Source organism: Kineosporia babensis, assembly GCF_021129305.1.
Lineage (GTDB): Bacteria > Actinomycetota > Actinomycetes > Actinomycetales > Kineosporiaceae > Kineosporia > Kineosporia babensis.
Map to the genome: position 1 here is coordinate 241,268 of NZ_JAJOMB010000010.1, position 21,042 is coordinate 262,309.

Sequence of the window (21,042 nt, forward strand, 5' to 3'; positions counted from 1 at the left end):
GTGGGACGTCACGAACGCATTGCCGAACTGGCCGGCCTGGATCGACCGGGCCTGGAGATCGCCGATCTGGCCTCGGGGGCGGGGCGCACGGTCAGAGCCCTGCTGCGGGCCACCGCGACGACCGGGAACGAGCCGGGGCGGGTACACGCGGTCGATGCGGCCTCCAATCTGGACGACGAGGTGTTGCACGACGCCCGGGTCCGCTCCGTGCTGGCCGACCTGGACGAGCCGCTGCCGTTCGCCGACACCTCACTGGACCGGGTGATCTCGCTGAACGCGGCCGAGCACCTGGACGATCCGACCGCCCACCTGGCCGAGTGCTACCGGGTGCTGCGGCCGGGCGGGCTGCTGGTGCTGGCCCACAGCGACTGGGACACGGCGTTGTTCGCCAGTGCCGACGACGCGCTGACCCGGCTGCTGGTGGACCGTTTCGTCTCCACCGTGCCGCAGTTCGCCGAGCGGGCCGACGGTTTCATGGGCCGCAAGCTGCTCGGCCTGGCCACCCGCTCGCCGTTCGAGCTGGTCAGTGCGGACACCTGGGCGGACTGCCACCGGCGCTTCGACCAGGGGTCGGTCAGCTGGAAGGTGGCGATGGGGGTCCTGGCCGCCACCAAGAACGATCCAGAACTGGCCACCCGCGCGGTCACCTGGGTGGAAGGGCTGGCCGAGCTCGCGGCGGAGGGCAAGTTCCTGTTCGCGGTCACCGATGTCGCCCTGGTGCTCCGCCGTCCGGAGTGATGCTGCAGTGGCAAGACGCCTGGCAGAGAGCGCTTTACGGGCCGGGCGGCTTCTACCGGCGACCGGAAGGGCCGGCCGGGCACTTCCGGACCGCTTCGCACGCGGCCCCCGACGAGCTGGCCGAGGCGATCGCCCGGCTCGCCGTTTCGGTGGGGGCAAGCCGAATTGTAGACGTCGGTGCTGGGCGGGGTGAATTGCTCACCTCCCTGGTTTCCCAGGATCTGAAAGAGCTTTGGGGCGTCGACGTGGTGGCCCGCCCGCCGGGCCTACCCTCGTCCGTCCAATGGGCCGCGGGGCTGAACGTGCTGCCGGACGAAGCCTTTGAAGACGCTCTGGTGATCGTCTGGGAGCTTCTCGACGTGGTGCCGCTGCCGGTGCTGGAGATCGACGAAAGGGGTTGCCCGTCGCTCGTTCTGGTCGACCCGAGAACCGGACGCGAGAAACTGGCGGGACCACCTCGTCCGCAATTTCGGCTCTGGATCGACGAATGGTGGCCGCCGGACGCCCTGGAGGAGGGCGATCGGCTCGAGGTCGGCCTGCCCCGCGATCTCTTCTGGCGCGACCTGACCGAGCGCGCCTGGCGGGCCGGGGCCCGAGCCGCACTCTGCGTCGACTACGCCCACACCCGCTCCGAACGCCCTGCTCAGGGCAGCCTGACCGGTTTTCGCAGCGGCCGCGCGGTGCCGCCGCGACCGGACGGATCGATGGACCTCACCGCGCACGTCGCCATCGACTCGATCGCCGGGACGACCATGTGGACCACTCAGGCCGACGCCCTGGCCGAACTGGGCGTACGCGATCAGGAACTGCTCGACCCCGGCGGCCTAGGTGGGTTCGCCTGGCTGCTGCAGATGCCCTGACGCCTGGGGCCCGGACCTCTCCATCCAGCGTTCCGGGCCGGACGCCTTGCGCGCTTGCTCGGCCCGGATCGACTGCACCGCAATGAGTTCCGAGGCCTCGGCCTGATCCAGGTGCGAGGCGGTGGGCGAGACCGGGCCGGCGGTGGAATGCATGGTGAAAGACGCCAGCCCGAGCCGCCGCTGCAACGGGCCCTGGGTCAGGCCGAGGCTCTGGGTGCGGGCGTGCGGGACGATGTCGAGGTGCCGGTAGATCCGGCCGCTGCGGATCAGCACGGCCTGGTCGGTGACGCGAACCCCGGAGCGCCCCCAGGAGATCGGGTCCACCCAGCGCGAACGCCTCGGCGCGGTGAGGAAATTCGCGGCCGGCCCGGCCCCGGTCAGGCCGGCGTCGACCACGTCCCACGGGTTCTCGCCCGGCCGCACCCCCAGATCGGGCAGGACCAGCGCGAGCACGCCGACCGCCTCGACCTTGGGCCCGACCGGCAGCAGGGTGCTGCCGGACTCCGAGTCGTTGTCGTCGCCCCCGTACCCGGCGATGTTCACGTGCACCGTCCACCAGCCCAGCTGCCGCCAGAGCAGGCCCTGGCTGAGCCGGACCGCCTGCACCCGGCCCGGCGGCACCGTCTGGGTACGCTGCTCGAGCAGGCCGTAGCGCAGGCGCAGACCGTCGGGCGAGTCGGCGATCCGGAAGCCGAAGCCGTTGCTGAACCGGGTCCAGAGCATGCCCGCGGCGCCCAGCAGCGGGGCGAACGAACCGGCCAGCGGGCCCGGATGCCCGATCCACAGGCTGATCCCGGCGAGCACCAGCACCCCGCCCACGAAGCCGATCGCCGGGCCGCTGACCAGCAGCGAAAGGATCAGCCGGCCGACCGGGACCTCCAGGGTGGAGCGCTCGGGCGCCTCCGGGGCCTCCGGCCCGTCGTAACGCACCCCGGCGGCCGAGGCCAGCAGATGGTTGCGCAGCACCCGGGCGTCGTCCTCGCGCAGGAACGAGAGCGCGACGTTGGACTCCTTGCCGCCGGCCACCTCCACGGTGAGCCGGGCCAGGCCGAGCAGCCGGGCCAGGAACGGCTGCACCACGTCGACCGCCTGCATCCGGTCCAGCCGGGCCCGGCGCTGCTGCCGGAACAGGATGCCGGTGTGCAGTTCCAGCGCCTCGTCGAGCACCCGGAACCGGGTGGCCCGCCAGGACGCGAAGGCCAGGCCGACCCCGGCCAGCACGATCAGCAGCAGGACCGCCCCGCCGCCGAGCAGCCAGCGCCCGGCCACGTGCGGGCCCTCGAAGTCGGCGTCACCGGCGATGAAGTCGTTGCCGAAGCTCTGCACCACGAACAGCAGCACCACGGCGATGACCTGCCAGGAACGCAGCAGCGGGGTGGCCGGGTGCATCAGGTGCCACTCGCCGTCGGCCAGGCCGGAGTACGCCGGCAGCCCCGGTTCCGGCGGCGGCGGTGCGGTGCTGGAGCCGGGTTCGGGCGGCTGGGTCACAGCCCCGCCAGCCGGGCCTCGCCGCGGGAGGCCAGCCGGTCGCGTAACCGGGCCGCCTCCTGAGCATTCAGCCCCGGGATGCGGGCGTCGGTACCGGCCGAGGCGGTGTGCAGCTGGACGTGCGCCACGTCGAACAACCGGTCGATCGGGCCGGCCTGCACGTCCACGAACTGCATCCGGCCGTACGGCACCACCACCAGGGCCCGGAACATCACCCCGTGCCGGATCATCAGATCGTCGGCCCGCTCTGCGTAACCCCAGGCCCCGACCTGGCGCCCGATCAGCCACCATTCCCAGGCGAACGTGGCCACGAGCAGCGCGCTGCCGATCCACAGCCAGGGGGTGAACAGCACCGCGAGAACGCTGAACACAACCACGCCAACGGTGTTCAGCAAGGCCGCGATCAGGCGTCTGACCTTGGCCAGGCCCGGCGAGATCGGCGTCCAGACCACACCGTCGGCATCGAACACGTCGCCCAGAGTCCCGGCCATAGTCGCAGGATGTCACACCCGCCCCGGCATACCTATAGGACGGCTATGTACCCGTCCCGACGCCCGGATCGCACCTCCCGGCGCCTTCTGCGGCCCGGGTATCCCGCTTCCTGCTGCCGGATCCGCTCCATCCGGGTGGATGCGTGACAGACTCGTCCGGGTGACCTCGACGGAGCCGGCGAGCAGCAGCACGGACCCGCGCGCGCTGACCGTGGCGCTCGGCTCCACCGGCCTGAGCACCTCCGACATGGTCCTCAACATCGGCCCCCAGCATCCGGCCACGCACGGCGTGCTGCGGCTGCGGATCGTGGTGGACGGCGAGCGGGTGCTGAGCGCCGAGCCGGTCGTCGGTTACATGCACCGCGGCGCCGAGAAGCTGTTCGAGGTGCGCGACTACCGGCAGATCATCGTGCTGGCCAACCGGCACGACTGGCTCTCGGCGTTCGCCAACGAGCTCGGCGTGGTGCTGGCCGCCGAGCAGCTGCTGGGCACCGAGGTACCCGAGCGCGCGGTCTGGGCCCGCACCCTGCTGGCCGAGCTGAACCGCATCCTCAACCACCTGATGTTCCTCGGCTCCTACCCGCTCGAGCTGGGCGCGATCACCCCGGTCTTCTACTCCTTCACCGAGCGCGAGGAGCTGCAGGCGGTGATGGAGGAGATCGCCGGCGGCCGGATCCACTACATGTTCAACCGGGTCGGCGGGCTGAAGGAGGACCTGCCGGCCGGCTGGCTGGCCCGGGTGCAGAAGACCAGCGCTTCGGTGCGGCGGCGGTTGCCCCGGCTGGAGGGCCTGATCGTCGGTAACGAGATCCTGCAGGCCCGGACTCGAGGGGTCGGGGTGCTCGACCGGCAGACCGCGGCGGCCTACGGGGTGAGCGGACCGGTGGCGCGAGCCAGCGGGCTGGACGTGGATCTGCGGCGGGACGACCCGTACCTGGCCTACGGCGAGCTGTTCGCGCCGGGTGGGCCGGGCCGGGTGGTCACCCGCACCGAGGGCGACTGCCTGGCGCGGTTCCAGGTGCTGCTGGAACAGGTTCACGTCAGCCTGGACCTGGTGGATGCCTGCGTGGACCGGCTGCGCTCACTGCCGCCGGGGCCGATCAACGTGAAACTGCCCAAGGTGCTGAAGGTTCCGCCGGGTCACGTCTACCGGTGGACCGAGAACCCGCTGGGCCTGAACGGGTACTACCTGGTCTCGAAGGGCGACAAGGTGCCCTGGCGGCTGAAGCTGCGCTCGGCCTCGTTCAGCAACGTCCAGGTGCTCAGCCGGCTTCTGCCGGGAACCCTGCTCTCCGATCTGGTCGCGATCCTGGGGTCCACCTTCTTCGTGGTGGGGGACGTCGACAAATGACAACTGGGGACGCGGTCGAGGGTTGGTCGCTCAGCAACCCTCGACCGCGTCCCCAGTTCCCGGATCATTTACGGCACTTGACCGTGCTCGCCCCTTCGCCCGCGTTTCGCGCAGTGTTGTTGCAGCGCACCACGTTCCCGCTGTGCCGTTTCGTCACGTTGATCGCGTAGCCGTTGCCGCGCACGGTGGACCGGTTGGCGCTGAACAGGTTCCGCCAGCCCCAGCCGTCCAGGATCTCGATCACCTTGTAGCCGTCGGCCCGCGAGTCCACCCCGATGTTGCCCGAGATCAGCCAGCCATTGCCCTTCACGTCGACCCAGCTGTCGCCCTCGGTCATCGCCGAACCGTCGAAGCGGTTGCCGTTCAGCACGCCGCCGCTGGTGCCCTCTTTGATGTCGACGTTCTCGGCGGTGGTGCCGGAGATCCGGTTGTTCAGGATGAAGTTGTCGTTGCTGGGATCGGGCTTGCAGTCGGTGTACTCGCACCAGTTGCTCTCGGCCGTGCCGATGTAGATGCCCTCGCCGAACTTCGGCTTCCGGTTGCCGGTGTCGCGGATCGTCAGCCCGCGCACCACATTGCGCCGGCTGCTGGTGCGCAGGTGCACCGCCTCGTCACCGATCCGCTCGACCAGGAGGTTCTGCAGGCCGATCCCGCGCCCGCGGTCGACCATCACCCCCTTCTGCCCGTTGCGCACGGTGAAACCGTCCACCCGCCAGTTGGTCGCGCCGTCGAAGTGCAGCGCGTAGCCGCCCTTGATCGCCCCGGCGTCGATCACCGCGTTGCGGCTGCCGCACAGGTAGATCGGCTTGGCCGCGGAACCGTCGCGGGTGGTGCGGAACTCGCCGTTGTACAGACCGTCGGCGAGCTGGATCGAGGCACCGGGCTCGGCCGTGTCCAGGGCCTTCTGCAGCTGGTCGCTGGTGGCCACCTTGACCGTGGCCTTGGGGCAGGTGAAGACCCCGATCGGCGCCTTCTTCCACTTGTTCACGGCGGGGAGTTTGGCCCGGGCAGCGGCGGTTCCGACTTCCTCGCCACTGCCGTCGTCGAGTTGCTCGTACTCCATCGCGTCGCCGGAGCCGTCGGTGCTGCTGCTCTCGGTCGGAGCTGGGGTGGGAGGCATCACCGGGGCGGGGGTGGCGACGGTTCGCTCGGCGCTGTTCTTCTCGTCGTCACCGCTGTGCCCGACCGCCCAGCCGGCGCCGAACGTCACCACCATGCCAAGGGCGGCAGCGGCCATCAGGGGACGATTGACCGGGCTGCTCATCGGCCCACCACCCGACGGCGGCGCGGCGGCACCGGGTTGCGGCGGGACTCGGCGATGGCCAGGTCGATCACCGTGGTGCCAACCGCCGGGGTCAGTTCCGGCGAGGCCGCCTCCCGGCCCTCACGCACGTCGACCTCAGCGTCGGGCTGCTGGCGCGGCCGGGTGACCTGGTTGCGCCAGTCCGCGGCCACCGGAGGCTCCAGGTCCAGATCCAGGGCCGGGCGATGGGTGGGGTTACGCCGCGGTTTCAGCTTGGGCACCGAACGGCGCAGCGTCTCGTTCCGGGCGACCGCGGGTTCACGGGTCGGCTCGGGCTGTGGTTCGGGGTGACGGGTCGGCTGCGGTTCTGCCCGGCGCACCGGCCTGGACTCGGGCATGGGGGTGGTAGCGGGGTTGCGGGCCGGAGTCGGCTCCGGGGTGATGGGGTTCCGGGGCGGGGCGGCAGGGTTGCGGGGCAAGGTGGTGGGGTTGCGAACCGGGGTCGGTACCGGGACGGCCACCGGGTTCGGGGCCCAGGCGTCCGGGTCCTGCACCGAATCCGACGACGCGACCGGCTCGTTGGCCGGGTGGGGTGCGCGCATCGGCCGGGTGCCCCGGACCGGCCGGGGCTCCGGAACCTGTGCGTACTGATGCTGGTCGGGCCGATCGGGCTGGTCGAAGGGCAACAGGGTCGCGGGCTCCGGCTCGTACGTCCGCTCCTCACGCCGGCGCCGGTCGCGCTTGGCGGCCGGTTCTTCCTCGGGCTGCGGCATTTCGTACTGCGGCAGCTCGGACGGCTGAGGCTCGTCCTGGGGTGTTTCGTACGGCAGCTTCTCGTAGTGTGGCACTTCGGGCTTTTCGTGGGTCTGCACCGGGTTCTCCCGTTCCCGGGCGGCTTCGCTCGCCGGTGGGTGCTCGCCGGTCGGTCCGCCCTTACCCAGCAGTGGATCAGCCAGGTAGGGGGTTCGGGTACCGCCACGCCGGGGACGGCTCATCAGCAGCAGCAAAAGACCGACGCCGATCCAGACCATCGTGAGCGGATGCAGAAGAATGCTCAGGAGCGAGTCTTTCGTGACCGTCCGGGACCAACCGGAATCATCGATCTCGATCAGCTGCGGCTGGTCACCGGAAACCCGCACGGTGTCGATCGCCGAGGTGCCCGAACCACGTAACTGGTTCCCGTTGGCCACACTTCCGGCCACCGCCCCCACGAAGGTGAACGCGTGCAGGGTGGCGCCGGAGGTGGAGTTGTCCCGCAGCGTGGCCACCGCGTCCCGCACGTGCACCCCGGTCGCCGCGCCGATCACGTTGTTCGAGGTGAGCTCCACCTTGGACTCGTCGCGCACCTGGATCCCGTTGACCTTGGCGTCCTTGACCGTGTTGCTGCTCAGCAGGATGTCCTTGGCCCGGTCGGAGACCACGATCCCGGAGTGCCCGCCGGTGACCGTGTTTCCCTGCACGGTGAGCGCCACCCCACCGGCCACATGCACCCCGATCCGGCCGTTGTTGCTGCTCTTGCTCGTGGTCAGGACGTTGTTGCCGAACGGGCGGACCGCGGCGCCGCTGGGCGAGGGGCCGTCGGCCATCGGGCTGCCGGAGATCACCACCCCGTCGCGGCCGTTCTCGCGCACGTCCAGCAGATTCAGCACCGAGCCCTCGACGTTGCGGTTGATCACCACGCCGTCGACCGCCGATCGTTCCACCCGGACCCCGGTGACCGTCGCCGAGTCCACGTTCCGGTGCAGCACCAGGCCGTCGACCAGGCTCTTGCTGATCACCGAGTCGGTCACCCGGGGCCCGGAGGAGCCGGAGATGAACAGCCCGAAGGCGTTTCCGGTCATCGTGGCGTTCTGGATCGCGGAGGCGAACGAGCCGGACTCGTCCTCCTGCAGGGTGCTGGGCAGTTTGCCCGCGGGCAGGATGTCGGTGTGGCTGGTGGCCCGCTTGGCCACCGGATCGTCGGTGACCCCGGTGGCGGCGTTGCCGTTGAGTTCGGTGTTCGGCGTCGAGCTGGCCGAGACCACCGACACCCCACCGGTGCGCCCGCTCCAGAACCCGAGCCGGTTGAACTTCGTGTACGAGACCACCAGCTGGCCGCTGGCCCGCACGTAGGCCCGGCCGTCGGACAGCCGGGTGTCCGGCCGGCCGTGCGACTCGTCCCAGCTCTGGATGCTGATCGGCGCGGTCGCCGAGCCGTTCAGCCGGATCCGGCCGCCGTCGGTCACGATCGAGGTGAAACCCTCCGGCCCGGAGGACATCTTGATCTTCAGCGGGCGGCTGGGGCTGATCGACAGCGTGGCCCCGGGCCCGACCAGGATGTGCTCACGCAGCAGGAACGAGCCGTCGGCCTGCGGAACCAGCTTGTCGGCGGACAGCTTTCGCAGGTCGGTCCAGCTGTAGGGCTTGCGCCGGGCGGTCAGCACCAGGGTGAACTGGCCGTTCGGCTGGGCCCGGTACGGCCCGGTGATCTTCTTCTCCTTCTTGACCTGGGCGTTCAGCAGCGCCTGGGTGACCCGCCGGTCCTCCCCGGCCACGATCTCGGCCTGCCGGTCCGGATCTACTCGCGCAGACCGGGCCGCCAGCCCTTCGACCTCTTTACCCCCGGCGGGCCGCTCGGCCGCCGTCACCCCGGAGACCCCGAACGCGGTGACCAGACCACCGGCCAGCACCACCGCGGCCAGCCCCGAGATCACCCGAAAACGTTTAGCGGACATCGAGAACCACCCCGCGCCGCGGCTCGTCGAGCTGCTCCAGGCCGAGCGAGGCGTTGTCCTGCCCGTCGCCCCCGACCTGGTCGGAGTGCCGGGTCAGCCAGCCCTGCTTGTTCATCGTGACGAAGGCGTAGAGCTTGATCGGCAGCGAGATCATGATCACCACGAGGGTGACCACCGGCAGCAGGAAGATGTCGGCCGGGTGCCGGCGCAGGTGCGAGACGCTGCGCACCAGCCGCCCGGCCATCAGCCAGCACAGCGCCAGCAGCACGCCGCCCCAGCCCGGCGTCATCCGGGAGAGCACCAGGTAGGTCAGGGCCATGCCCATGGTCACCGGGGTGAGCAGGATCTGCAGCACGGTGATCTTGGAGACGAACGGCACGTCGCGCAGCCAGCCCTTCCACAGCGCGGTCAGGTAGCAACGGTAGGAGTTGCGACTCCAGCGCACCCGCTGCTTGACGAAGGCGCTGAAGGTGGCCGGGAACATCGACAGCGCCTGGGCGCTGGACTGGAACACGGTCTGGTAGCCGGAGGCCAGCACCAGCCAGGTCAGCCGGCCGTCGTCACCGGCCACGCAGCGCCGGCCCAGGAAGAACTCGTGCTCCAGGTTCTCCAGCACCGGCAGCACCGCCGCCCGCCGGTAGGCCGCGGTGCGGCCGGACACGCAGATCACCCCACCGGCCCGGCCCATCGCCGGCACGTAGTCGTAGTAGCGCAGGTCGATGATCCAGTCGGCGATCACCCGCCAGACGCTGGACCAGCGCTTGTACACCTTCTGCTGGGTGGCCACCGCCCCGACCTGCGGATCCTGGAACGGCATCTGCACGGCGGCGAGAAGGCCCGGCTCCCAGGCGGTGTCGGAATCGGTCAGGACCAGCACCTCGCCCCGCGCGGCCCGGATGCCCACGCCCAGCGCGGAACGCTTGCCCCGGTGCTCGAACGGCAGCACCCGCAGCCGGGGGTCGCCCACCCGGTTGAGCATCTCGATGCACTCGACGTCCTCGACGTCCGGCACCACGATCAGTTCGGAGGGCCCCTGCGACAGCCAGGTCGCCAGGCAGCGCTTCAGGATCTCGACGTCCTCCCGGAACGACGGCACGACCACCGACGTGGTGGTGACGAACTGATTGCTGACCGGCCGGTAGACCCGGGACAGCAGCCAGCGGTAGATCCACAGGCTCCAGACGATGACCCCGGCCACCCCCAGGGGCATCCAGGCCCGGGCGTCCTGCACCGAGTCCCAGGGCACGAGGGCGTTGACGACCTCCAGGGGCCTGGCCGCCACGGGCACGGTTGCGAGCACGGGCGCGACTGCGAACGGCAAGACCTCTCCTGGGGCTCTACGACCTGGGTGCTGACGATCGGGTACCCAGCGTAGTTAGGAGAGCGCGCCCAAACGGCCGTACCGGCAGGAATGTCCGTTCGGCTGATGTTTGAGTCACCCTAGCGCCCAGGGGTTTTCCTACTGGCGCAGAGTTCCCTCCGAGCCCGTCGGATCCCAGCCTTCACACCGGCAACCGGTGCCTCAGCGTTACCGCTCGGAGGGGTCCCGGGGCTGGTCCTCGTCGTCCGGGGGAACCCGGCACCAGCGCTGGACCACGAACCCGGCCACGCTCAGGGCGAGGGCCCCGGCCGCCGCCACCAGCGCGGTCACGAAGCGGGTGAGCCGGTCACCGAGCAGGTCGGGCAGCAGGACCAGGCCCTGGCCGAGGTACCAGCCCAGGATCAGCGCCCCGCCGTAGGCCGCGGCCTTGGCCAGCACCGCGGTACGGGCGGCGACCAGCGGATCGATCGGGCGGCGCACGCCGGAGCGCTCGGCCGGAGCGGTGCGCTGCCAGCGGCGCATCGGCAGCCCGGCGGCGATCATCACCAGGACCAGGACGACCAGGCCGGCCACCGCGGTCCAGGGCAGCGGCGGAGCCTGGTGGCCCTGCCCCGTCCAGGTGTCCAGCAGCACCCAGCAGACCGCCGTGGAAACCACCCCGATCAGCAGGGTGGTGCCGAGTTTGGCGCCCTTCACCGGATCACGACCAGTGCTCGAGCGAAAGTTCCGGGCGGTGCCGCAGCGAGAGCCGGTCGGGCGCCTCCTCCAGCAGCGCGGCCACCTTCTGCGGCCCGCTGTCGGTGAGCAGTTCGGCGTGCCCGTCCAGCGCGTGCCAGGGGGCCAGCACGAAAGCCCGCTCGTGGGCCCGGGGGTGCGGCAGGGTCAGCGTCTCGTCGTAGCTGCGCAGGTTGCCGTAGCTGATCACGTCGATGTCGAGGGTGCGCGGGCCCCAGCGCTCGACCCGCTCGCGGCCGTGGTCGGCCTCGATCCGGTTGGCCAGGGCCAGCACGTCGCGGGCGCTCAGCGTGGTGGTGGCCAGCACCACCGCGTTCAGGTAGTCGGGCTGGTCCGGGCCGCCCACCGGATCGGTCTGGATCACCGGGGACACGGCGGTGAGCTCGACTCCCTCGGCGGCCCGCAGCTCCTTCACCGCGTCGCGAAGGATCATCAGCCGGTCGCCCAGGTTGGTGCCCAGCGCCAGGACGATCGGCACCGGTTCCTTGGGGGCGCGCTCCAGGGTGATGGTGCGCTCGCGGCGCAGGGCCACCACCACGTCGGCGAACGACTCGGTGATCGGGGCCTGGGGCTTGTGCACCGCGACGTCGGCGGCCAGCACCCCGTCCGCCTCCAGGCAGGCCAGGGCGATCCGCTCGGCCAGGGTCTCGATCAGGTCGACCGGCTCACCGCGCACGATCTCGGCCACCGTCCCGGCCAGCACGCCGTAGTCGGCGGTCTTGCTCAGGTCGTCCCCAGCCGCGGCCGCCGTGACGTCGGTGTGCAGCACCACGTCGACGGTGAAGTCCTGGCCCTCGCGGCGTTCGAACTCGAACACCCCGTGGTGGCCGCGGGCCGTGACCCCGAAAAGCCGGATCTGGTCCAGCAGCCGCCCGGAGGCTGACGTCATCGGGCCGAAGCCCAGTCCCGCACTCACAGTGTCCCCGCTGTCCTTCCCGAACGCGTGTGCTCCCGGACCACGGCCCCGACCCGCACGGCGTCCACGCTGGCGCGCACCGCGTGCACCCGGACGCACCAGACCCCGGCGAGCGCCGCCAGCGTACTGATCGCCGCGGTGGCATCGTCGCGTTGGCCGACCGGGGCGGGCGCGGCGTCCGGCCCGGCCAGCAGGCTGCCCAGGAATCGTTTGCGCGAGGCCCCGACCAGCACCGGCCGGCCGAGCCCGGCGAAGGCCTCCAGCCGGGCCAGCAGTTCCCAGTTGTGCTCGGCGTTCTTGGAGAAGCCGAGGCCCGGGTCGAGGATCACCTGGTCCGGGTCCACCCCGGCCGCGACCAGCGCGTCCAGGCTCTGCAGGAGTTCGGCCGAGACCTCGGCCAGCACGTCGTCGTAGCGCGCGGCCAGGTCGTGCTCGGCCCGGCCGAGCGCCTGCACCCCGCGCCAGTGCATGGCCACGAACGCGGCTCCGGACTCGGCCACCAGGGCCGGCATCGCGGTGTCCCACCGGCCGCCGCTGACGTCGTTCACCAGCACCGCGCCGGCTTCCAGGGCGGCCCGGGCCACGCTTGCGCGCATCGTGTCGATGCTCACCGCGATGCCCTCGGCCGCCAACCGCCGGACCACCGGCACCGTGCGGCGCAGTTCCTCTTCCTCGGACACCCGCTCGGCGCCCGGGCGGGTGGACTCGCCGCCGACGTCCACCAGGTCCGCGCCCTCGGCCCGCAGCTCCAGACCATGGCGCACCGCGGCGTCCGGATCGAGCCAGCGGCCGCCGTCGCTGAACGAGTCGGGCGTGACGTTCAGGACGCCCATCACCAGGGTTCGTTCCAGCCTGCTCCCGTTCGGCAGACCGGGCAGGCTCCCGGCGGTACCCCCTGTGTGCGTCACGGCCTTTTCCTCTATGTGCTTGAAGTCAGCGAACGTGCCCGGCGATCAGGCTCATCGCCTCGGCCCGGGTGGCGGGGTCGCGCAGCTGCCCACGCACCGCCGACGTCACCGTACGCGAGCCCGGCTTGCGGACGCCACGCATCGACATGCAGAGGTGCTCACACTCGAGTACCACGATCACTCCGCGTGGTTTGAGGTGTTCAACCAGTGCATCGGCGACCTGGGTGGTGAGCCGTTCCTGGACCTGCGGTCGCTTTGCGTACACGTCGACCAGCCGGGCCAGCTTGCTCAGCCCGGTGATCCGGCCGTCGGTGCTGGGGATGTAGCCCACGTGCGCCACCCCGTGGAACGGCACCAGGTGGTGCTCGCAGCAGGAGTAGAGCTCGATGTCGCGGACCAGCACCATCTCCTCGTGCCCGAGGTCGAAGGTTGTGGACAGCACGTCGGCCGGGTCCTGCCGCAGCCCGGCGAACATCTCGCCGTAGGCCCGGGCGACCCGGTCCGGGGTCTCCAGCAGACCGTCGCGGTCCGGGTCCTCCCCGATCGCGAGCAGGATCTCCCGGACGGCTGCTGCGATCCGGGGTGTGTCGACGGCCGCCTCTAGGGGGGTGTCCAGCTCGTGTGCCACGTCAGTTCTCCAGATGCTTTCCGGCCGCGCTTCCCCCTGCGTCGCCACGGCCCGGTTCAGATGAAAATCCCCGCAGATCCCGAAGGATCTGCGGGGACTCGTTGATCGAAGAACTTAGTTCAGATCTCCGTAGTCGGCACCATTCGCGCTCCCGTTGGCCGAACCGTTCGCCGAGGCGGTGGCACTGCTGCCGTTCGCCACCGCGCGGCGCTCGGCCGGGCTGAGGACCGGCGGGATGTCGGAGACCGCGCGGCGCTCGCTGGAGAGCCAGACCGGCCGGACCGGGCGCTTGCGCACCCCGGCGAAGATCTCGGCCAACTCGCCCCGGTTCAGGGTCTCCTTCTCCAGCAGCGCCAGCACCAGCTGGTCCAGGATGTCGCGGTTCTCGACCAGCGCCTCCCAGGCCTCGTCGTGCGCCGCCTCGATCAGCCGGCGGACCTCGTCGTCGACCACTCCGGCGACCTCTTCGGAGTAGTCCCGCTCGTGGCCCATGTCGCGGCCCAGGAACACCTCACCGCTGCCCCGGCCCAGCTTGATCGCGCCGACCCGCTCGGACATGCCGTGCGTGGTCACCATCGAGCGGGCGATCCCGGTGGCCTTCTCGATGTCGTTCGAGGCACCGGTGGTCGGGTCGTGGAAGATGATCTCCTCCGCCACCCGGCCGCCGAGCGCGTAGGCCAGCTGGTCCAGCATCTCGTTGCGGGTGGTCGAGTACTTGTCGTCCTGCGGCAGCACCATGGTGTAGCCGAGGGCGCGACCGCGCGGCAGGATCGTGACCTTGGTGACCGGCTCGGTGTTGTTCATCGCCGCCGCCACCAGCGCGTGCCCACCCTCGTGGTACGCGGTGATCTTGCGTTCCTTCTCGCTCATCAGCCGGGTGCGCTTCTGCGGCCCGGCGATGACCCGGTCGATCGCCTCGTCCAGCGCCCGGTCGTCGATCACCCGGGCGTTGGCCCGGGCGGTCAGCAGCGCGGCCTCGTTCAGCACGTTGGCCAGGTCGGCACCGCTGAACCCGGGGGTCTTGCGGGCCACTCCCTCCAGGTCCACGTCGGGCGCCATCGGCTTGCCCTTGGAGTGCACCGAGAGGATCTTCGTGCGGCCCTTCATGTCCGGCGGCTCGACCGCGATCTGCCGGTCGAAACGGCCCGGGCGCAACAGCGCCGGGTCCAGGATGTCGGGCCGGTTGGTGGCCGCGATCAGGATGACGTTCGTCTTGACGTCGAAGCCGTCCATCTCGACCAGCAGCTGGTTCAGGGTCTGCTCGCGCTCGTCGTGACCGCCGCCCAGGCCCGCACCACGGTGCCGGCCGACCGCGTCGATCTCGTCGACGAAGATGATCGCCGGGGCGTTCTCCTTGGCCTGGGTGAACAGGTCACGCACCCGGGAGGCACCGACACCGACGAACATCTCGACGAAGTCGGAACCGGAGATCGAGTAGAACGGCACCCCGGCCTCGCCCGCGACCGCCCGGGCCAGCAGGGTCTTACCGGTACCGGGCTGGCCGTACAGCAGCACGCCCTTGGGGATCTTGGCGCCGACCGCCTGGAACTTGGCCGGCTCGGCCAGGAACTCCTTGATCTCGTGGAGCTCCTCGACCGCCTCGTCCGCACCGGCCACGTCGGCGAAGGTCACCTTGGGGGTGTCCTTGCTGACCAGCCGGGCCCGGGACTTGCCGAAGTTCATCACCCGCGAGCCGCCGCCCTGCATCTGGCCCATCAGGAACCAGAACACGGCCAGCAGCAGGATCAGCGGGAGGATGCCGATCAGCAGGCTCGACCACCAGGACGAGCGCGGTACCTCGTCGTTGAAGCCCTTGGCGGGCTCGTTGGCCTTCAGCAGCTCGATGATCTCGTCACCGCGCTGCGAGATGTAGTTGGCCTCGACCTTTTCGTAGTCGTCGATCTCGTTGCCGGGCTTCAGCGTGAGCTCGAGGCGCTGGTCGCCGTCGATCACCACGGCGCTGTCGACCTTGCTCTGCTCGATCAGCTCGATGGCCCGGTAGGTATCGATCTTCTTGAACTGGTCGGGCGCGAACACGCGGGCCCCGATGATGAGCAGGACCACGAAGACGATCACCCAGATCGCCGGCCCCCGCGTCAGTCGTTTGACGTCCATGCCGTGTGTTCACCTGGGGCCGCCAAGGCCCCGACCCTCCTGCTCGTGCTCAATAGGACGACGGTACACCGATGCCCACAGACCTACCTGTGTCAACCCGGTTCGGCCCGTGCGCATCTTGCTGAATGTCGCCGCTGCGCCGGTGTGGACCCTGGCGTGAAAGCACGGGCGTCCGGCGGGCAGCTATCAGGGGAACGGAGGAACCTGCCCGCCTGTTCCGCCCGGCAACTGCCCGGCCGCACTTCACAGCTACTTGCTCAGCTCGAGTACACGTGCTCCGCCAAGGTGCCCACCACCCGCAGGTTGCGGTACTGCTCGGCGTAGTCGAGGCCGTAGCCGACCACGAACTCGTTGGGTATGTCGAACCCGACGTAGCGGACCTTGAGATCCACCTTCATCGCGTCGGGCTTGCGCAGGAGCGTGCAGACCTCGACCGAGGCCGGCCCGCGTGAGCTCAGGTTGGCGATCAGCCAGGACAGGGTCAGCCCGGAGTCGACGATGTCCTCGACGATCAGCACGTGCCGACCGCTGATGTCGCGGTCCAGGTCCTTCAGGATGCGGACCACGCCGGAGGACTTGGTGCCCGAGCCGTAGGACGAGACCGCCATCCAGTCGGTCTCGTAGCTGCGGTGCAGGGTGCGGCTGAGGTCGGCCATCACCATGATCGCGCCCTTGAGCACACCGACCAGCAGAACCTCCTGCCCGGCGTAGTCCTTCTCGATCTGCGCGGCCATTTCGGCCAGACGATCCTGGATCTGCTCCTCGGTGAGAAGGACCTTCTCCAGGTCAGACCCCATGTCGGAGGCGTCCACAAGTCTCCCAGGTACGTTCGGAGGTGGGGCGCGCCGGATCCGGCGGCCCTTCAGCCTGCCACAATCCGCCGACGCAGGCAGACCCGGGCCCCCGGCCCCCCGGGCGAGGCTCGCATCACCTCGGCCAGCACCCGGCCCGGCAGCGCCACCTGACCTCGCCGGTCGGCCACCAGCTTGTCCAGGGCGAGGGCGTGGCGATGGGTCAGCGAGCCCGCCGGGCAGCCGGCTCGCGCAGCGGCGGCCAGCAGTGCGCGACGGCGGATGGCCGGCAGGGCGGCCAGCAGAGGTTCGACGGCCAGGAGCAGAGCAGAGGACGTGGGCGGCCCGGTGACGGTGCTTGTGGCAGTGAGGTGGTGAGTGACGGCAGGCGCCGGCCCGTGGATCGGGGCAGCTCCGATTTCGCTATCAGCGTCATCCGCAGACCCCCGGACGCTTCGTGTACCCGTGGTGCCATGCGTACCGGGTGTACACGTTTCCGAGTCTTCAGTGGTGCCGCTCCGGGCCCGGGCGAGCGCCTCGGCGAAGAGTTCGGCAGCCAACGTGTCCAGGGCGTCGGCGTCTTCGCGCAGCAGATCCGCGCTCCGGGCCAGGGCCTCGGCCGTGCCCGAGCCCAGGGCCTTCTCCAGCTCGCCGGACAGCCGCCGCACCCGCACCCGGGTATAGGCCGGGTCCTGATTCGCGGGATCGTGCCAAGGGTGCAGCCCGAGGGCCGCCCCGGCACCCGCGACGACCTCACGCCGCACCCCCAGGAAAGGCCGCCGGAATAACCCTCGCCGCACTGGCATCCCCGCCAGGCTGCGCGCCCCCGACCCCCGGCCGAGCCCCAGCAGCACCGTCTCGGCCTGATCGTCCAGGGTGTGCCCGAGCAGGACCGCCGCCGCGCCGTGCCGCGCCGCCGCCTCTTCCAGCGCGGCGTACCGAGCCGCCCGCGCCACTGCCTCCGGCCCTCCCCCACCACCGGAACCGCCACCGGGACCACCGGCGTCCACAGCCAGAAACTCGACCGGCGCCAGCCCCAACCGACGACACTGCTGCGCCGCCCGCGCCCCCGCCGCCGAACCCTCGGCCGACCAGCCGTGATCCACCACGACCGCCCCGGCCCGAAAACCGTGCGCCCGGGCCGTGGTCAGAGTCACCGCGGCCAAGGTCAGCGAATCAGGCCCACCGCTGCAGGCCACCAGAACCAGCGCCGGCCCTGCGTCCGAGCCGCCCGAGCCGCCCGAGCCGCCCGAGCCGCCCGAGCCGCCCGAGCCGCCCGAGCCGCCCGAGCCGCCCGAGCCCAAGGCGCGCCGACCCCCGCCGGCGCCCACCCCGTCCTCAGTTACCCGACCACCGCCAAAGCCGCGCCGACCCCCGCCGGCGCCTACCCCGTCCTCAATTTCCTGGCCGCCGCGAGAGCCGCGCCTACCTGCCCCGGTGCTGCGAGCGTCCCCCGTCAGCCTTTCGGCGAAGACATCGCGCAGACTGTCCCGCACCGCCACGTGGACGGCCGTGAGCACGTCATCCATGCACCCGCCGCACCCAGGCGTTCGCGTCGTTGATCTCCTCGGGCTGAGGCAGCGTGTTCGGCGAGGTCCAGACCGCGTTGAAGCCGTCCATGCCGACCTGGTCCACCACGCCCCGCACGAACTTCGCCCCGTCCGCGTACTGCCGGGCCTTGGCGTCCAGCCCCAGCAGCCGGCGCAGGATCTGGTCCACTGCGCCCCGGCCCGCCCGCCGCCGGGTGAACCGCTGGCGGATCGTGGCGACCGTGGGCACCACCTGCGGGCCGACGTCGTCCATGATCACGTCCGCGTGGCCCTCCAGCAGCGACATCACCGCGGTGATCCGGGCCAGCCGGCGGCGCTGCTCGGGAGTCTGCACGGCGTCCAGCACCGAGCGGCCCTCGCCCTCCCCGCGGATCACGTCCGGCAGCCCGCGCAGCGCCTGGGTGAGCCGGTCGGTCACCTGGCCCGGCTCCAGCATCAGCTCGCCGATCAGGCCGCGGACCTCGGACAGCAGGTGCTCGGTGAGCCAGTCGGAGGCGGTGAACTGCACCCGGTGGGTCTCCTCGTGCAGGCACACCCAGAGCCGGAAGTCCTCGGGCACGACCTCCAGATCGCGCTCCACGGCCACGATCGTGGGCGCGATCAGCAGCAGCCGGCCGGGCTGGGCGAAGGCGTCGTACTGGCCCAGCACCCGGCTGGAGAGCACCCCCAGCAGCGCCCCGATCTCAGCCCCGGTGACCCGCGCTCCGATCGCGCTCTGCCGCGTACCGGGCAGCGGTTTACCCCGCTCCTCGTTCTTCTCCTGCAGGTCTTTCATCACCGGCGCCAGCAGGGCCCGGAACGCCGCGATGTTGGCCTTGGCCCAGCCCGGCCGGTCGACCACCAGCACGCCCTCGCCGGGGGTGGCGTGCAGCCCGGTGACCGACTGCACGTGCGGGTGCGCGGTGATCGCGGCCTGCCGCAGCTCGCCGACGATCTGCTGGGCCTCGGCGGTGCTCACCTCGGGGCCGGAGCGGCCGACCCGGGCCGCGGTGCGGGCCGCCAGGTCCCAGTTGATCATCGTGTCGACCGGTTCGGGCGCCAGAGTGCTCGGGGAATCCGCTGCCATGGATCAACGGTACGTGCATCCGGGTGAGGCCGAACCTCCAGTCTCTAGCAGCCGCACCCGGCGAGTTCGGCGGCGAACGCGTCGAGCGCCTCGCGGGCGGCCACGGTGGAGGGCACCTGGTCGGCCATCACGGCGAAGGTCAGCAGCCGGCCGTCGGTCACCACCACGGTCCCGGCCAGCGAGCTGACCCCGCTCAGGGTGCCGGTCTTGGCCCGGACCAGGCCGGTCGCGGGCTTCTCGGACTTGGCCTCGAAGCGCTCGGCGAGGGTGCCGGAGACCCCGGCGATCGGCATCCCGGTGAGCACCGGGCGCAGGCCCTGGGACTCGTCGGAGGCGGCCAGGGCGAGCACCGCGGTCAGGGTCTGGACCGGAATTGCGCTCTGAGCGGAAAGCCCGCTGCCGTCGGCCAGCGAGGTCTCGTCCACCGGTACGTCGTGCTCGGCCAGTTCGGCCAGGACCGCCGGGCCGGTGTCGGTGAAGGTCGCACCCTCACCACGCTCGATCGCCACCAGCCGGCCGAGCGCCTCGGCCGCGGTGTTGTCACTGTGGTCGAGGGTGAACTCCACCTGGTCACCGATCGTGGCCGACTTCACCTCGCCGAGCGGGGTGGCGCCCTCGGGAGCCTCGCCCCGGGTGACCTTCTTCGACACTTTCAGGCCCTGGTCGGCCAGGGCCTCGGCGAACACCTTGGCAGCGGCCATCCCCGGATCCTGCGAGCGGGGCACGTAGTTGCCCTCCTTGAGCCGGCCCGCGCTGATCTCCACCGAGTAGACCGGCGCCACGTAGCCGATGTTCACGTCCGACTGGTCCCAGCCCGCAGCCATCGCCGGCCCCTCGAACAGGGTGTCGTCGAGGATCACCCGCACGCTGCTCTGCCCGGATGCCTCCAGCGCAGCGGCAGTCTGCTCGGCCAGCGTGGCCAGCCCGGCATGCCCGTTCACCGCACCTTCGTCGCTCTCCCCGGCGCCCAGCAGCACGTCTCCGCCGCCGACCAGGTAGACCGTGCGGCCCTCACCCACCGTGGTGGTGCTCAGGGTGTGCTGCGAGCCCAGCGCCGACAGCGCGGCCGTGGTGGTCAGCAGCTTGGCGGTGGAGGCCGGGGTCCGGGCGGCGCCGGCCGCCCGGCTGAGCAGGTGCTCCCCGGTCAGCGGGTCCAGAACGTCCACCGAGACCGATTTGCCCAGGTCCTTGCTGGCCATCAGCTCACGCATGCGTTGTGTGAGCTTCGTCGCGGAGATCTCCGGGGCATCGGTACTGACCGCAGGCAGAACCGCACGTGACTGTTGCTGCGGGAGCACGGCTCCGGGCACCCGATCGGTCAAGGGACCAATGGCCTCTTGGGGGGATCCGGACTGCCGATCGCCGAAAGGACCAAGTACCGTCAGGGCGGCGATCAGTGCGGCGACGAGAACAGCGAGAACGACGGTGAGGCGGAGCACCAACCGCTTGGCCGTCCGCTGGGTGACGTCAGACACGCCGGTCACACCTCATGATCCATCGGTTCGAGAATACTCTGGGCCGCTCACTCACATGCCGGAAGGTAGCGAACAACCCGTGGACTTCGACGTCACCATCGAGATTCCCAAGGGACAGCGGAACAAGTACGAGGTCGACCACGAGAGCGGCCGGATCCGCCTGGACCGGATGCTCTTCACCGCGACCCGTTACCCGGCCGACTACGGCTTCATCGACGGCACCCTGGGCGAGGACGGCGACCCGCTGGACGCGCTCGTGCTGCTGGAGGAGCCCACCTTCCCGGGTTGCCTGGTCAAGTGCCGGGCGATCGGCATGTTCCACATGCGCGACGAGAAGGGCGGCGACGACAAGATCCTGTGCATCCCCTCGGGCGACCCCCGCCTCGAGGTGTTCCAGGAGCTGACCGACGTCAACGAGTTCTACCGCCTGGAGATCCAGCACTTCTTCGAGACCTACAAGGACCTCGAGCCGGGCAAGTCCGTCGAGGACGCCGCCTGGGCCAGCCGGGCCGCCGCCGAGGCCGAGATCGAGAACTCGCGCAAGCGGCTGCTCGACGCCGGTGGCGTCTACCCGCACTGATCTCTGATCTGACGCGGCTGAGGCGGGGCTCCCCTTCGTAGGGGCGCCCCGCCTCAGTGGTTTTGCTTACGG

Annotated in this window: 18 protein-coding genes; 4 read left to right on the forward strand and 14 right to left on the reverse strand. The window is 70.8% G+C overall.

The features are described 5' to 3' along the window. Together LR394_RS20005 and LR394_RS20010 are read left to right on the forward strand one after the other, a co-directional pair. Positions 1-738 carry a methyltransferase domain-containing protein gene (locus LR394_RS20005; protein WP_231444162.1) on the forward strand — a complete coding sequence of 246 codons (738 nt, stop codon included), beginning with the start codon at positions 1-3 and terminating at the stop codon, positions 736-738. Next, positions 738-1,598 (forward strand): SAM-dependent methyltransferase, encoded by an 861-nt coding sequence (locus tag LR394_RS20010; protein ID WP_231444164.1) that lies wholly within the window; start codon positions 738-740, stop codon positions 1,596-1,598. Before LR394_RS20005 ends, LR394_RS20010 begins: the two co-directional genes overlap by 1 nt. Here the strand turns inward: LR394_RS20010 and LR394_RS20015 are convergent. Both LR394_RS20015 and LR394_RS20020 read right to left on the reverse strand, forming a co-directional pair. Then, positions 1,563-3,086, reverse strand: coding sequence for a PH domain-containing protein (locus LR394_RS20015; RefSeq protein ID WP_231444166.1), 1,524 nt, complete (start codon positions 3,084-3,086; stop codon positions 1,563-1,565). The two genes, LR394_RS20010 and LR394_RS20015, sit on opposite strands and share 36 nt — an antisense overlap. After that, positions 3,083-3,577: a PH domain-containing protein gene (locus LR394_RS20020; RefSeq protein ID WP_231444168.1), complete on the reverse strand. Its 495-nt coding sequence runs from the start codon at positions 3,575-3,577 to the stop codon at positions 3,083-3,085. The genes LR394_RS20015 and LR394_RS20020 overlap by 4 nt, the downstream gene beginning before the upstream one ends. 247 nt (positions 3,578-3,824) lie before the next feature. Between LR394_RS20020 and LR394_RS20025 the strand changes: the two genes are divergently transcribed. Next, entirely contained in the window at positions 3,825-4,928 is a 1,104-nt protein-coding gene (locus tag LR394_RS20025; RefSeq protein ID WP_407937088.1) for an NADH-quinone oxidoreductase subunit D, read from the forward strand. Positions 4,929-4,992: 64 nt separating this feature from the next. Here the strand turns inward: LR394_RS20025 and LR394_RS20030 are convergent, their stop codons facing one another. From LR394_RS20030 to dacB, 12 genes are all read right to left on the reverse strand, one after another. Next, positions 4,993-6,192, reverse strand: a complete 1,200-nt coding sequence (locus LR394_RS20030) for a right-handed parallel beta-helix repeat-containing protein (protein WP_231444170.1) — start codon at positions 6,190-6,192, stop codon at positions 4,993-4,995. Then, complete coding sequence (locus LR394_RS20035) at positions 6,189-8,885, reverse strand: right-handed parallel beta-helix repeat-containing protein (RefSeq protein ID WP_231444171.1); 2,697 nt, start codon at positions 8,883-8,885, stop codon at positions 6,189-6,191. Before LR394_RS20035 ends, LR394_RS20030 begins: the two co-directional genes overlap by 4 nt. Continuing rightward, complete coding sequence (locus tag LR394_RS20040) at positions 8,875-10,095, reverse strand: glycosyltransferase (RefSeq protein WP_407937089.1); 1,221 nt, start codon at positions 10,093-10,095, stop codon at positions 8,875-8,877. The genes LR394_RS20035 and LR394_RS20040 overlap by 11 nt, the downstream gene beginning before the upstream one ends. Positions 10,096-10,413: 318 nt before the next feature. Then, entirely contained in the window at positions 10,414-10,902 is a 489-nt protein-coding gene (locus LR394_RS20045; protein ID WP_231444173.1) for a DUF3180 domain-containing protein, read from the reverse strand. Between the two features lie 4 nt (positions 10,903-10,906). After that, positions 10,907-11,857 carry a 2-amino-4-hydroxy-6-hydroxymethyldihydropteridine diphosphokinase gene (gene folK, locus LR394_RS20050; RefSeq protein ID WP_231444174.1) on the reverse strand — a complete coding sequence of 317 codons (951 nt, stop codon included), beginning with the start codon at positions 11,855-11,857 and terminating at the stop codon, positions 10,907-10,909. Then, positions 11,854-12,690: a dihydropteroate synthase gene (gene folP / locus LR394_RS20055; protein WP_269329485.1), complete on the reverse strand. Its 837-nt coding sequence runs from the start codon at positions 12,688-12,690 to the stop codon at positions 11,854-11,856. The genes folK and folP overlap by 4 nt, the downstream gene beginning before the upstream one ends. Before the next feature lie 100 nt (positions 12,691-12,790). Beyond that, entirely contained in the window at positions 12,791-13,393 is a 603-nt protein-coding gene (gene folE / locus LR394_RS20060; RefSeq protein WP_231444177.1) for a GTP cyclohydrolase I FolE, read from the reverse strand. Between the two features lie 114 nt (positions 13,394-13,507). Next, positions 13,508-15,508 carry an ATP-dependent zinc metalloprotease FtsH gene (gene ftsH, locus LR394_RS20065; RefSeq protein WP_231444178.1) on the reverse strand — a complete coding sequence of 667 codons (2,001 nt, stop codon included), beginning with the start codon at positions 15,506-15,508 and terminating at the stop codon, positions 13,508-13,510. A gap of 257 nt (positions 15,509-15,765) precedes the next feature. Beyond that, entirely contained in the window at positions 15,766-16,320 is a 555-nt protein-coding gene (hpt, locus tag LR394_RS20070; RefSeq protein ID WP_331283086.1) for a hypoxanthine phosphoribosyltransferase, read from the reverse strand. Between the two features lie 50 nt (positions 16,321-16,370). Further along, on the reverse strand, positions 16,371-17,828 hold the full coding sequence (tilS, locus tag LR394_RS20075; RefSeq protein WP_231444179.1) for a tRNA lysidine(34) synthetase TilS: 1,458 nt from the start codon (positions 17,826-17,828) through the stop codon (positions 16,371-16,373). Further along, positions 17,821-18,915: a zinc-dependent metalloprotease gene (locus LR394_RS20080; RefSeq protein ID WP_231444180.1), complete on the reverse strand. Its 1,095-nt coding sequence runs from the start codon at positions 18,913-18,915 to the stop codon at positions 17,821-17,823. Before LR394_RS20080 ends, tilS begins: the two co-directional genes overlap by 8 nt. Before the next feature lie 44 nt (positions 18,916-18,959). Further along, positions 18,960-20,390, reverse strand: coding sequence for a D-alanyl-D-alanine carboxypeptidase/D-alanyl-D-alanine endopeptidase (dacB, locus tag LR394_RS20085; RefSeq protein WP_231444182.1), 1,431 nt, complete (start codon positions 20,388-20,390; stop codon positions 18,960-18,962). A gap of 79 nt (positions 20,391-20,469) precedes the next feature. On the opposite strand from dacB, the gene LR394_RS20090 reads away from it, so the two are divergent. Next, positions 20,470-20,970: an inorganic diphosphatase gene (locus LR394_RS20090; protein ID WP_231444184.1), complete on the forward strand. Its 501-nt coding sequence runs from the start codon at positions 20,470-20,472 to the stop codon at positions 20,968-20,970. Positions 20,971-21,042 lie beyond the last annotated feature (72 nt).

What these genes read in the sequence shown, in the direction of transcription:
- LR394_RS20010 (WP_231444164.1), top strand. Translation starts at nt 738, where the DNA reads ATGCTGCAGTGGCAAGACGCCTGGCAGAGAGCGCTTTACGGGCCGGGC.
- LR394_RS20020 (WP_231444168.1), bottom strand. Translation starts at nt 3,577, where the DNA reads ATGGCCGGGACTCTGGGCGACGTGTTCGATGCCGACGGTGTGGTCTGG.
- LR394_RS20025 (WP_407937088.1), top strand. Translation starts at nt 3,825, where the DNA reads ATGGTCCTCAACATCGGCCCCCAGCATCCGGCCACGCACGGCGTGCTG.
- LR394_RS20030 (WP_231444170.1), bottom strand. Translation starts at nt 6,192, where the DNA reads ATGAGCAGCCCGGTCAATCGTCCCCTGATGGCCGCTGCCGCCCTTGGC.
- LR394_RS20035 (WP_231444171.1), bottom strand. Translation starts at nt 8,885, where the DNA reads ATGTCCGCTAAACGTTTTCGGGTGATCTCGGGGCTGGCCGCGGTGGTG.
- LR394_RS20040 (WP_407937089.1), bottom strand. Translation starts at nt 10,095, where the DNA reads ATGCCCCTGGGGGTGGCCGGGGTCATCGTCTGGAGCCTGTGGATCTAC.
- folP (WP_269329485.1), bottom strand. Translation starts at nt 12,690, where the DNA reads ATGGGCGTCCTGAACGTCACGCCCGACTCGTTCAGCGACGGCGGCCGC.
- ftsH (WP_231444178.1), bottom strand. Translation starts at nt 15,508, where the DNA reads ATGGACGTCAAACGACTGACGCGGGGGCCGGCGATCTGGGTGATCGTC.
- tilS (WP_231444179.1), bottom strand. Translation starts at nt 17,828, where the DNA reads ATGGATGACGTGCTCACGGCCGTCCACGTGGCGGTGCGGGACAGTCTG.
- LR394_RS20080 (WP_231444180.1), bottom strand. Translation starts at nt 18,915, where the DNA reads ATGGCAGCGGATTCCCCGAGCACTCTGGCGCCCGAACCGGTCGACACG.